The organism is Psychrobacter sp. FME13, assembly GCF_014861395.1.
Classification (GTDB): Bacteria; Pseudomonadota; Gammaproteobacteria; order Pseudomonadales; family Moraxellaceae; genus Psychrobacter.
Genome location: NZ_RRYV01000083.1, coordinates 1 through 13,205, shown reverse-complemented (window position 1 = coordinate 13,205; position 13,205 = coordinate 1). Strand labels below are relative to the sequence as shown.

Below are 13,205 nucleotides of genomic sequence, written 5' to 3'. Positions count from 1 at the left end.
TTCATTGTCGTATTCTCTCAGAAAGTTGAGTCTCCGACAATCTCGGGGCGGTTCAACTTAATACTAGAGATAAAATTAGACTCTATATTAAAGTACTCGTCCATGTATTCAATACCATTACTTTCTATAAAATCTTCAATGTCCATCCATTTACTTTCAATATTATTAGATTCATAATCATGAACTGTGATAAGAAAGTTATTATTCATTATTTATCCTTTTATATAAATAAAACCTCTTATGCAGTTTCCTAATTTATTAGAACACTGCACTACGGCTACTTATACAAAATATATTTTAAGAGTTTTCATATGTAACTAAATGAAACTCAAAACCTTCCTTTCTATACTCGGATGGAATAATAATATTGGCATGTAAGCAATCTTTTAGAGTAACTGGATAAACATAACTATAATTTTTATCATCATTATTATTTAAGTTCTCCTTTAGTATAGAGAATTGATTCTGGTTTAAAATTATTTTACTAACTGCAAAATCATCATCTAATGGATATATATTAATTTCTCTTATAACTTTACTCATGGTGTTATCTTCCTATTTTTTATAGCAGGTTTTATCTGTAGGCCAGTTTTAGGATTAAAGGCTCCCATGTGATTACCAAACTTGTCATACTTCTCTAATTCGCCATGCTGATAATCCCACTCGTAAATTCTACCTTTTTTGTCTTTCCATCTTCTACGTAAATTACCGCCACCTTGTACGGATGTCTTAGCTTTAGCCTCCGCAAGCCCTTTAATTCCTGTTATTTCATTTGTATTAGGAGGATTAATTATATTAGAAATATGTTCAGGTGGTTTATTTTCTTTAGCTCTCTGTTGAGCCTTTAAATCATCAGGTTTATAAACATTTTTGTCATAATATCTACCGTCTTTACCTTGATAGAGAAGTTTTATTTCTCCATCTTCTTTATACTGATATAACTTTGAACCATTTGGTAATGTCTTACCTGACAACTCAGCACCATCTGGTAAAGAACTCCAACAGTCATTATGAACCCAAACGCCATACGTGCTATCACTGCCTGTGACAAAGTACGTATGATTATTATCGACGGTTAAATTATAAGCGGATAACGGTTCTTCAGTCTGTGTCACACTTTGAACAACTTGCCACTGACCATCTTCTGATAACAGCTGATAACCTGCTTTTAGATTACTAGCGTCTATCCATTGTGCGTTATCAATACTGCCTTGATAATCATGTCCTTCTGACGATTGTGGTAGTTGACCACCTGTATTGACTTGAGTAAAGAAAGGGTGGATTTTATTAGACACAATAGTTTGCTCATTACCATTACTGTCTTTAATAGTAATATATACAGTAGCCCTATAAGAATTATTATAGTGATTTGATACGCTTTGATAGGTTAACTTCCCAGTTATCTCATTCTTAGATAGCACCATATTACCAATTCGGACTTCAGAGATAGGTCTATAGCCAGCAATGGTTTTAACCAACATGTCTCCACGAAATGAACAGGTCTTACTAGCTCCATTAGCGGCCTGAGTAGTACTTTTACCGCTCGGGATTTTTCTTAAAGTCCCCGCACCTAAAACTTCATAAACTGCTGCATTCATGACTCGTATACCCCCATCCATATACACACAGTCTGTAGGACGGGATGTGCTACAAGAAACAAGGGAGTTATTACGTTGCTCATAACCATTTATGATGTTTTCTGTACCTTGATACTCACGATAAGCATCTCTTAGTCCATCAAAATTGGCATTACTATAATCAACTCTAATCTTATTAAGACAAGCCTCAGTTGGATTCTTCTCGCAAGCTTTAATCTCCTCATGATTATTTGACTCCATCTTTGCTGCTAAAGATCTAATTCTTTTCATTTCAGCGTCAAGTGGCCCACCTTTCAACTTCCTTTTGGCTACAGCAATCTTGTAAAGCAGACTTTCAACATCTTTACGCTTCAAGCTATTATCTTCAACCGCGACCTTACTTGTCTCAGCCGCATTAACCGCATCACTAGCGTTACCTGTTGTCAGTCCAATACCAGCACCTAAAACACTAGTAATCGCGCTAATCGTATCTTTCTGCTCTGGAGTTAGCGTTGAAGCGTCTGTAGTCTGATAAAGAAAGTGAGACAAAAATGGTACTACAGCTTCTCCTGTACCCGCCGCAATACCACCTGTCATAGCATCATTACTAGTAGCGTAGCTTACCGCTGCTCCTAGTATAGTATGTGCTAATAAGTGTTGCGGGCTACCGATACCATTAAGCTCATTATCTTCATTTATTCTATTTTCAAGATCATTGCCTTTGAACGCTTGACCAATTTGAAAGGCAATCTGCGGACTGATAGCTTTGGCTACATAACCTACTGCTCCATTACTATTTGGTCCATATAAGGCACCAGTAATACCATCAAAGAACAGACCCTGTTTTTGCACCTTGTCCGCTTGTAATTTCAAATCATCTCTGGCAGCTGTATTGCCTAACTTATCTTGCTCCTCAGCGGCATCCCTTAACTTCTGCTCTTTCTTATTAATCTCCGTCTTAACCTTACGACGCTCTTGATCAAAGGCTTGGGTGATCTCTACCTGCGCCCCAAGCTCCTCATTGACCTGACTAGCATCAAACACATTCTCAAGAGCGCCCGCATACTCTGCACGGTTATCAGTCGTGATATTCCTGTTTCCAGCGACACCCGTAATACCTGCTCTGGTAATACTGCTATCACTGTCACTATCTGTGCCGTAGCCAATGCCGTTCATGGTGGCTTGTGGTTTGCCGGTGGTATTACCAATGCTAACACCTGCAGAGATCGCATCGCCCTCATAGCTGGTGGTGTTTTCTATGTCTTGAGTCGTAATGCCACCTTTACTGACATAGTTGTTTAATCCTTCTTGTAGCGCTTTGTCAGTCGTGGTAATCGCGCCGCCTATCAGATTGGTTGTGCCTTCGGTGGTAAGGTCAAGACCACCATCCCCTGTGAAGATGCCTGACTGCTCACCCACGGCTTGATAGTCAGCATTGACATTGGTTTTGCCGCCATTGACCGATAGACTGGAGCCTACACCACCGCCTGCTATATCAATATCAGCGCTAAAAAGCCCATGTTCTTTTGGTCGCTGTCATAAGTTGCGGTGTCTTAGTTTGAGATACAAAAAAAGCTACAACACATTTTTTGTATTGTAGCTTTGATTAGATAATAAATCTCTTACTAGGTCTTGTAACCTCTATTCAAATCACATACTAGTTAAGAAAAACAATGTACACTAATCACAGCAATATTTTGCTCCGGATCTTCTTCTAAAGATACATCTAAACCGTTCGATACACTGAGTCCATATTTATTATCATTGTTTATTAATAAGAAACTCTCACCCGTTGAAGTTCTTTCAAGTTCACCGAATTCGGCAAGATCGATAACTTTATCTCCAAGACCATATTTTCCAAGTATTCTACCTTCATACTGATTATCATTATTTGTTTTAAATACATTGATGCAATCGAGTTTCTTTTCAGAGTTGAAAAAAAAATTCATAATAATGTCAGTATTTCCATATTCTTGGTCGATTTTACTAAAAACTTCTAAATAATCACCGTTATCTTGAAAATAATAATTTTTGTCAAGTGTTTCTAATGATCTTCTTACATCATCATAGTCCTGATTTAAAATAGTAAAACCGGCAATACTTTCGCCTGGTATTATATCAGCGCTAAAATCTACTTCATGTGCACCCACTACTGTATACTCCATGTTTTTTTGTCAAAATTATAAATTATCCTTTGACCTTCTCGATTAAAGTAAGTTGTGTTTTTCGATAATTTATTATCGGGAAGGTAATGATTTGAAGTATCGATAAACTTAAACATACGTCCATCTTTATATGTTATTTTTCGATACTCACCTCTATGTGTAGATTTTGGATTAACTGGACTATATTGAACAGCCTGAACTGTTTCATGGTTACTTATATTATAGACTTCTGCATTACCTGATGCCCTTGATGCAGGCTTGGATGTATTATAACCATTAATTTCAAAGTAAGTCCTTAGTTCCTGAGAATCTAATTTAGCTAGAGTCTTTACATCATTTTTAAAATCAATATGCTTAGGAATATTAGCTTCTTTTGCAAGTTGTTCTCGATATACTTGAGGATTGTTATAACGTACCTCTGATACTGTCTTTTTAGCCACATTCGTACTTGATGTAGCATACTTGCTTGTAGTATTGACTGCCTTGTTAGCAGCTACACTATATCCTAATCCTCCTGTACCAAGTATATCGGCTGCTAATTGTATGTTTCTAGCACCTTTGTCCGTAAATCCCAAACCTTTTAAATTTTTAATCAAATCACCTGAGCTTTGTTGACTAAGCGGTTTACCGTAGTTATTAAACCCAGTCTTAATATGATCAAAAGAGCTGGTTGCACCTGCTGATCCCGCAATAGCAGCGGCATAGCAACCAAGTCCTGCTGTCTGTGCACAAGCGTATACAGTACCACCAATTGAACCTACAACTCCAAAGCCGCCACCAGTAGCTTGTAGTATTGGCTTAAGCTGAGTATTTAAAACACTTTGATCTGCTTTGTTTAATTTAAAATTTTCACTATCAAGATAGGTGATTATTAGTTCAGGATTGCTTTTAAGCTTGGCTAACGTTTGACCTCTTAGATTCACATAATTTTTCTTAACATACGGATTTTCAACGAAGTTTAGCATTTTATCGATAACATCATTGCAGTCACCACCTGCAGATCTACATTTACCTTCAAAAGAGCTTTTCTGAATGTTGTATATCTTCTCTACTTCTTGTTTTGTTTTCTTACTTATATTTTTAAGATCTGCATAATAGTAATTATCTTCAACCGCAACTTTACTCGTTTCTGCTGCGTTAGCAGCATCACTGGCATTACCCGTCGTTGCTCCAATACCAGCACCCAAAGCACTAGTAATGGCGCTAATCGTATCTTTTTGTTCCGCAGTTAGTTTAGTAGGGTCACTGCTACCATAGAGAAACTTCGATAAAACTGGGGCTGTAGCCTCACCTGCCCCTGCCGAAACACCGCCAGTCACTGCATCATTACCAGTCACATAACTTACTGCAGCACCAAGAATACCATGAGCTAATATATGTCCCGCTTGCTGGCTGCCAGTAAGACTATCTCCTTGGGTCTCACTTTGTTCTTTATAGTATTGTCCAATTTGATTAGATACAAAAGGACTAGCTACTTTAGCGACATAGTCTGTCGCGCCATTACTATTTGGTCCATAGATCGCTCCAGAGATGGCATCAAACAATAATCCTTGGTTTTGTACTTTATCTGCTTGTTCGATAAGTTTATCGCGAGCAGTTGTATTACCTAGCTGTCCTTGTTCTTCTGCCTCATCCCTTAACTTCTTCTCTTTGGTGTTAATCTCAGTCTTGACTTTACGACGTTCTTGGTCAAAGGCTTGTGTAATCTGCGTCTGCGCTCCTAACTCCTCATTGACTTGACCAGCATCAAAGTTATTCTCAAGCTTACCCGCTAGGGCTTCACGGTTCTCAGTGGTGAATATGCCTTGTGGATCATTGTGACCACTGACACCACCTTTGGTAATACTGCTGTCACTATCGCTGTCTGTGCCATAACCAATACCGTTCATACTGGCTTGTGGTTTGTTATTGGTGCTACCAATACTGATACCTGCTTGGATGGCATCGCCGTCATAGCTGGCGGTGTTTTTAAGGTCGGTTGCGGTCACGCCTTGTTTAAAGACGATGTTGCTGTTGGCTTGGGCTTCTTTTGAGGTGACAAACACGCCACCTTTGAAGGTGCCTTTGCCTTGGGTGATAAGGTCGGCTTCGTTGGCGAAAATACCAGATTGCTCCCCAACTGCTTTGTAGTCAGAGTTAAGATTGGTTTTGCCACCATTGACCGATAGGCTAGAACCTGTACCTTTGGCAAGATCAAGATCTGCACTAAAGCCCATGTTCTTTTGGTCGCTGTCATAAGTAGCGGTGTCTTGTAGCGATTCGATGGTCATGTCGCCGCCGATAACGCCTTGAATCTTATCTGTATTCAGTACACCACCTTTGATGTTTAGATCATTACCAATATCAAGGGTAGTGTTGCCACCGACATTGATTTGACTGTTGGCATAGGTGGTGCTGTCACTGTTGGCATAGCCTTTGCCACGACTGGCACTGGCAGTGATACCTGCACTAGTGTTTTGACCAAAGCTGGCATAACCCCCAATGGCGGTACTTGAGCTTTGGTTATTACTACGGGTATTACTGTTTTGCGCTACACCATTGACGTTTAAGTCATTGTCCGCTTGGAACAGCGCGTCATTGCTGACGGTTAGATTACTGCCATTGATATTGATATTACTATCAGCACCTGCCCCTGTGGCGATCAGGGCAAGGTTATTGGTGTCGATATTTGAGCCTTGATTGACCTCGGTGACGCTTGAGCTGTTTGATTGAGTCTTTGAAGTACCCCAAGTGGCTTGGATGCGGGTGTTGCCCACACCTTTTAGATTACCACCTTGTAACGCCGTTAGGGCATCCGATCCTTGCTTAGCGAGTGCTTTTGTCTTTAGCGTGGCGGCGATGCCAGCCATGCCTTTCATGCGAGTGCTTTGGGTATTACCACCCGCATCTATAAGGCTGTCGATGGCTTTGGCATTGTCAACCAGACTGTTAGAGACGGAGACGGTCAGACCGCTTTGTTTAAAGCGCTGTTCATTTTGTTGACTACTGGTTTCTATGACGTTATCGATATCAATGTCTTGGGCGCGTACGACGACGTTGCTTTCGGTATGGAAGAGCTCAGTCTCATAGTTAAAAATATAGTATATATAATGATATGCACTGTAAGCTTAACTTAATATGATAAAATCAATCATCGTTAGACTTAAACAATGGGTTTTCTTCAAAAAATGGCAAAGATTCTTCATAATTGTAACTGCCAGCTTGCCATAAGATTCGCATAATATGATTAAATCTATCCAAACAGTACTCAACTTCTTCTTCATTATATCTATCTAAATCGCAAGTATTATTTGGGTTTCTGTGAAACTCAATTAGGAGGTTGATCCTTAGTCCTAAGAAGTATATGTTTTTTGATAACTCCATATATTATCTTCTTCTAAAGAAAAATAGAAAGATTGCTCTCCCCAAAAGTAGTGTTTGTAATTTTCTAAAGACATAGTACTAATTCCTTATTGGCATAATCATAAATACAAAACGAAAATGGTATAACATAAAAAATATAGATAGTATCTAAGATACAGGGTATTACAAAAGAGGGTTTCCGTTAACTATATAATCATTAGTATTAAAAGGTATTTTCCCCCATAGTATTCTCATAATGTGGTTAAATCTATCACGACAATAATCAACCTTCTCCTCATCAAAATCCTTGATGCTATAAAAATCCGAGGAGTCTTTGTGGCTTTCAATCAAGTTGTTTATGTTAGAGCTCAAATAGTGAAGGTTTGCTGCTAATTCTCTATGTAAAAAACCATCTCCTTCTAAGCTTCGACATAATTTAATCAAAAAATATTCTAACTTCCAATACTTATCGAAACACCAAACGCCATTTTCTTCTAAAGAATAGTTGAAAGAATCTTCATCCCAAAATATATGATTGCACTCTGCATATGTCTTAATAACCATTTTTAATCTCCTATTTTTTTCATATTTGCATCAAAAGTACCATTTCTAGTATTTTTGCTACCCACCTTTTCTATTGAATCAGCTTGTTTCCAGACTCCTCCATTATGTGCACCATTCCCATCGCCACTACCAATATCACGCGATATAACTTTTCCTGTTTTTGGGTTTATAAAAACAGCTGGTCTATTCCTACCTCCTGTCTGCTTTTTTGTATAACCCAATTTTTTAGCTGCTTCGAATGCCTCTGCATCAGTTTGATAGTATATCTGTCCTTTTGCAGCTCTAGCGCCATCACGATTGGGATTTGTACTATTTGGATCTTTTGGTGGTGGTTTAGCAGTTACGTTTTTCGGTGGTGGAGAAGTAGGAGGATAAACTTTGGGGTTATACCAGCGTCCGTCAGTACCTTTGTAAGCTGTAACTCTTTTGCCATTAGCATCTACAAATGTAACTAGTTTTCTTCCATCGGATGTCGTTTTACCATTGTACGTGGCACTATCTGGTAGAGAACTCCAACAGTCATTATGTACCCAAACCCCATACGTACTATCATTACCTGTGACAAAGTATGTATGATCGTTATCTACAGTTAAATTATACGCAGATAATGGCTCATCCGTTTGTCTTACACTTTGAACGACTTGCCACTGACCATCTTCTGATAATAGCTGATAACCTGCTTTTAGATTACTAGCGTCTATCCATTGTGCATTATCAATATTGCCTCGATAATTATGTCCTTCTGATGATTCTGGTCGTTGAGCACTTGTATTGACTTGGGTAAAGAAAGGGTGAATCTTGTTGGATACGATAGTTTGCGTATTACCATTGCTGTCCTTAATATTAATATATACGGTAGCATTGTAAGCATTATTATAATGATCCGATACGCTTTGATAGCTTAATTTTCCAGTTATTTCATTCTTAGACAGCACCATATTACCAATCTGAACTTCAGAAATAGGTCTATAGCCCGCAATCGTCTTAACCAACATATCTCCTCGAAATGAACAAGTATTATTAGATTTGTTGGTAGGCTGTTTAGATGTTTTATTAGCTTTTTGTCCAACACCGAACCCACCCACTACCGGAATATCTAAAGCGAGAAGCTGGGTAATTTCATCTTTACTCAGCGCATTAGCTAATGCTTTTCCTGTCAGTCCTTTTTCACTCACTAAGTAGTTATGTCTAGCTAGTGCGAGCGCTTGATCTAGATTTTGTGAATAACCAAGAACACCTAATGGGCTCCAATGGTTTGTTTCCAGACTTGCTATTGCACCTTTTTCACCATCTACTGCTTTTGCAAACTTATTCGCTAAGTTATCGTTAAGCATTTGGACTTCAGCTAAACTCAGGTCACCCTCTTTAACCATTTTTAGTACTATTTCACCAAATTGTTTACTGGCTTTTTGGTAGAGAGCTTCAACGCTTTCTCGGCAACTACTACTGTTACAAGATTCGTAATTCTTTAAGAATGCAGTTAGTTCAGGCGCTCTACGCTTTTCCAATTTATTATAAAGCTGCTTCTCTTTAGCAGTAAGTTTGTCATAAGCTTGTGGTACAAGCATTTGATTGTTCTCAACCGCAACCTTACTTGTCTCAGCAGCATTAGCTGCATCATTTGCATTACCTGTAGTTGCACCGATAGTCAGACCGACTGCACTAGTAATAGCACTGATGGTATCTTTTTGCTCAGCAGTTAGGTTGGCAGGATCACTACTACCATAGAGAAACTTCGATAAAACGGGAGCCGTAGCCTCACCTGCTCCTGCCGAAATACCGCCCGTCACTGCATTATTACCAGTCGCATAGCTTACAGCAGCACCAAGAATGCTATGAGCTAATATATGTCCCGCTTGCTGGCTGCCAGTAAGACTATCTCCTTGGGTCTCACTTTGTTCTTTATAGTATTGTCCAATTTGATTAGATACAAAAGGACTAGCTACTTTAGCGACATAGCCTGTCGCGCCGTTTGAATTTGGTCCATAGATAGCGCCAGAGATAGCATCAAACAATAAGCCTTGGTTTTGTACTTTGTCTGCTTGTTCGATAAGTTTATCGCGAGCAGTTGTATTACCTAGCTGTCCTTGTTCTTCTGCCTCATCCCTTAACTTCTTCTCCTTGGCATTAATCTCATTCTTGACTTTACGACGTTCTTGGTCAAAGGCTTGGGTAATCTGCGTCTGCGCGCCCAGCTCCTCATTCACCCGACCAGCATCAAAGCTATTCTCAAGGATGCCTGCATACTCTGCGCGGTTGTCCGTGGTGATATCTTCATTACCTGCAATACCCGTAATACCAGCGCGAGTGACACTGCTATCACTGTCACTATCGCTGCCATAACCTAAGCCGTTCATACTGGCTTGCGGTTTATTATCCGTTTGACCGATGCTCACACCCACTTGGATGGCATCACCGTCATAGCTGGTGGTATTCTTGATGTCTTGCGTCGTGATGCCACCAAGACTCTCATAGTTATTACGTCCTGCGTCACGAGCGGCTTCGGTGGTAGTGATCGCCCCGCCTATGAGCGTGGTTTTACCATCAGCGGTAAGATCAAGACCACCATCTCCGGTAAAGAGTCCTGACTGCTCGCCAACGGCTTTGTAGTCAGCATTGACATTAGTCTTGCCACCATTGACCGATAGGCTAGAGCCTGTACCTTTGGCAAGATCAAGGTCAGCACTAAAGCCCATGTTCTTTTGGTCGCTGTCATAAGTAGCGGTGTCTTGTAGCGATTCGATAGTGGTGTTACCACCGATAGTGCCCTGTGCTCTATTCGTGTTAATCACGCCGCCTTTGATACTTAAGTCGTTACCAATGTCAAGGATTGTGGTGCCACCAACGTTGATTTGGCTGTTGGCATAGAAAAGGCTACGATTCTTTATGAATCGTAGCCTTTGATTAGCCTGAGTTTATTTTTTCAAGTGTCTAAAAATATCAATGAACGGCTATCTTATAATTCTAAATATCTAAGTATTTAGTCATATCAATTACAGGTTCACAGTAAGCGAATTCAGAATCTTCAGAAAATTCTTCGGCGTCGAAAACTATACTTTTAATTTTACTATCTATTTTCCATGCTATAAAATAGCCAATAGGATTATCAGGAATGTCAATTTGAACATATATTTTTGAATCTAAATTGATAGAAATCATATGAAGCCATAGTAAAAATTCAGCTCTTGACAGATCTACATTTTTAGAAAAATCAATGCTTGAGCGAATCTTTATATCTTTGTATATATCAATATCCGAAATATTCCAAAAAATACTAGCTTTTTCATCATCTCCTTCGAGGTTTGAAAATAATTCAGAATTAATTACTATAGCAACTTTCAAATCATTAAACTTATCTAAAAATAATTTAATAAGCTTCTCAAAGTTGACTTCTTTTTCAAAATCAATATTTAAATATTTCATATTTATCTCAAGTTAGTTAGATTGTAAATTCTTACAGCTTCTTTAAAGTCATTAGGGTTAAAAGCATCGCTTCTAGACATATTAGATCGAGTTTTATCTATGTTTCCTTTGTCTCTCATAATTTGTTTTAAGTTGTGATACTCTCCTCTGCTCAACGTAAAAATCTCATTAGCATTATTAGAGCTGACTGGAATCAACTGATTGCCTCCATCTCCATGTCTTGTATATGTTCTACCATTGACTTCAATTTTTAAATCGCTAACTGGCGTTCCTAAACCATTCTTAATATCTTTTATATCTTTAGCTACATCAACCACATTGTTGTTGACTATTGTGTTCACATCTTTAGGCGACTGGTGCTTCACTTGTGTCAAATAATGCCTTTTATGTGGCACAGTAACCTTATCAATTTTATCAGCCCATTTTTTTGCTAACTGTTCAGATGCTGCTCTAGCTGCTTTCCATGTTTTATATGTGCCAACAGCTTTACCAGCATACTTTACAGCGTAACCACCTGCTGCACCACCTACAGATGATATGGCAATTCCAGTTACAGCTGACTTAGCAGCGGATTCTATTTCACTATTAGTCGCAAGCCTCAACTCACTACTAGAGGCGCAAGAATGATTGCTAGTCGGTAAACACCAAATCAGATCTCCATCTTTATTTTTCATTAATTTTGAATTTTTTAGATAACTAGGCAAAGCATCTAATAACTCTTCCATTCTTTCATTCATCTTCCGAGTATCTTCAGCCAACTGTTTATTAGTCTTATTTCTATCACCACCCATATGGTTGTCTTCAACCGCAACCTTACTTGTTTCAGCTGCATTGGCTGCGTTACTCGCACTGCCAGTAGTAGCACCAATACCTAGACCTAAAGCGCTAGTAATACTACTAAGGGTATCTTTTTGCTCGGCAGTTAATTCATCAGGATTTTTAGTGTCAAATAAGAAGTCAGATATAATAGGTGCTGTAGCTTCTCCAGCACTCGCTGAAACGCCTCCAGTCAATGCATCGTTACCTGTTGCATAACTAACAGCAGCACCTAATATACCTTGAGCTAAAATATGAGCTGCACTACCTTGTTCTGATCGATTGCCACCATCTATACTATTAACGACTTCATTTGCTTTAAAATAAGTCCCAATCTGGCTAGCGACAAAGGGACTTGTAACTTTAGCAACATAACCTGTAGCGCCATTACTATTCGGGCCATAGATAGCACCAGAGATGGCATCAAACAATAATCCTTGGTTTTGTATTTTATCTGCTTGTTCGATAAGTGTATCTCTAGCAGCTGTATTGCCTAACTTATCTTGCTCCTCAGCGGCATCCCTTAACTTCTGCTCTTTCTTATTAATCTCCGTCTTAACCTTACGACGCTCTTGATCAAAGGCTTGGGTGATCTCTACCTGCGCCCCAAGCTCTTCATTCACTTGATTGGCATCAAAGTTATTCTCAAGGATGCCTGCATACTCGGCGCGGTTGTCTGTCGTGATATCTTGACTGCCTGCAATACCCGTAATACCAGCGCGCGTGACACTGCTATCACTGTCACTATCTGTGCCATAGCCTATACCATTACTATTGGCCTGTGGCTTGTTCTCAGTCATACCCAAACTAACACCGACTTGGATGGCATCACCGTCATAGCTGGTGGTGTTCTTGATGTCTTTCGTCTCTATACCGCCAAGACTCTCATAGTTATTACGTCCTGCGTCACGAGCGGCTTCGGTGGTGGTAATCGCTCCGCCTATGAGCGTCGTTTTACCTTTAGCAGTGAGGTCAAGACCACCATCACCTGTGAAGATGCCTGACTGTTCACCGACTGCTTGATAGTCTGCATTTAAGTCAGTCTTGCCTCCATTAACCGAGAGGCTAGAGCCTGCGCCACCGCCTGCTATGTCAAGGTCAGCGCTAAAGCCCATGTTTTTTTGTTTGCTATCATAAGTGGCCGTATCCTGTAGCGATTCGATGGTCATGTCGCCACCGATAGCGCCTCGGGCACGATCTGTGTTAATGACCCCGCCTTTAATGTTGACGTCATTACCGATATCAAAGGTGGTGGTGTCACCAACATTGATTTGACTGTTGGCATAGGTGGTGCTGTCACTGTTAGCATAGCCTTTTG

Annotated in this window: 8 protein-coding genes; all 8 read right to left on the bottom strand. The window is 39.6% G+C overall.

From position 1 onward, the window contains the following. Positions 1 to 297: 297 nt before the first annotated feature. A complete protein-coding gene (locus tag EI164_RS10355) occupies positions 298 to 543 on the bottom strand; it encodes a hypothetical protein (protein WP_192519886.1) in 246 nt (81 codons plus the stop codon). Continuing rightward, complete coding sequence (locus tag EI164_RS10350; RefSeq protein ID WP_192519885.1) at positions 540 to 2,996, bottom strand: polymorphic toxin-type HINT domain-containing protein; 2,457 nt, start codon at positions 2,994 to 2,996, stop codon at positions 540 to 542. Before EI164_RS10350 ends, EI164_RS10355 begins: the two co-directional genes overlap by 4 nt. A gap of 242 nt (positions 2,997 to 3,238) precedes the next feature. Further along, the gene (locus EI164_RS10345) at positions 3,239 to 3,727 is read right to left on the bottom strand and encodes a hypothetical protein (protein WP_192519884.1); all 489 of its coding nucleotides are present in this window, start codon (positions 3,725 to 3,727) and stop codon (positions 3,239 to 3,241) included. Beyond that, on the bottom strand, positions 3,727 to 6,600 hold the full coding sequence (locus tag EI164_RS10340) for a hemagglutinin repeat-containing protein (protein ID WP_192519883.1): 2,874 nt from the start codon (positions 6,598 to 6,600) through the stop codon (positions 3,727 to 3,729). Before EI164_RS10340 ends, EI164_RS10345 begins: the two co-directional genes overlap by 1 nt. Before the next feature lie 667 nt (positions 6,601 to 7,267). Continuing rightward, the gene (locus tag EI164_RS10335; protein WP_192519882.1) at positions 7,268 to 7,648 is read right to left on the bottom strand and encodes an Imm41 family immunity protein; all 381 of its coding nucleotides are present in this window, start codon (positions 7,646 to 7,648) and stop codon (positions 7,268 to 7,270) included. A gap of 2 nt (positions 7,649 to 7,650) precedes the next feature. Next, positions 7,651 to 10,536: a polymorphic toxin-type HINT domain-containing protein gene (locus tag EI164_RS17410; protein WP_318779538.1), complete on the bottom strand. Its 2,886-nt coding sequence runs from the start codon at positions 10,534 to 10,536 to the stop codon at positions 7,651 to 7,653. A 76-nt stretch (positions 10,537 to 10,612) separates the two neighbouring features. Beyond that, entirely contained in the window at positions 10,613 to 11,071 is a 459-nt protein-coding gene (locus EI164_RS10325) for a hypothetical protein (protein ID WP_192519880.1), read from the bottom strand. Between the two features lie 2 nt (positions 11,072 to 11,073). Continuing rightward, a partial coding sequence (locus EI164_RS10320; protein WP_192519879.1) for a hemagglutinin repeat-containing protein occupies positions 11,074 to 13,205 on the bottom strand: 2,132 nt, incomplete at its 5' end.

What these genes read in the sequence shown, in the direction of transcription:
- EI164_RS10340 (WP_192519883.1), bottom strand. Translation starts at nt 6,600, where the DNA reads ATGAAAGGCATGGCTGGCATCGCCGCCACGCTAAAGACAAAAGCACTC.
- EI164_RS10355 (WP_192519886.1), bottom strand. Translation starts at nt 543, where the DNA reads ATGAGTAAAGTTATAAGAGAAATTAATATATATCCATTAGATGATGAT.
- EI164_RS10335 (WP_192519882.1), bottom strand. Translation starts at nt 7,648, where the DNA reads ATGGTTATTAAGACATATGCAGAGTGCAATCATATATTTTGGGATGAA.
- EI164_RS10325 (WP_192519880.1), bottom strand. Translation starts at nt 11,071, where the DNA reads ATGAAATATTTAAATATTGATTTTGAAAAAGAAGTCAACTTTGAGAAG.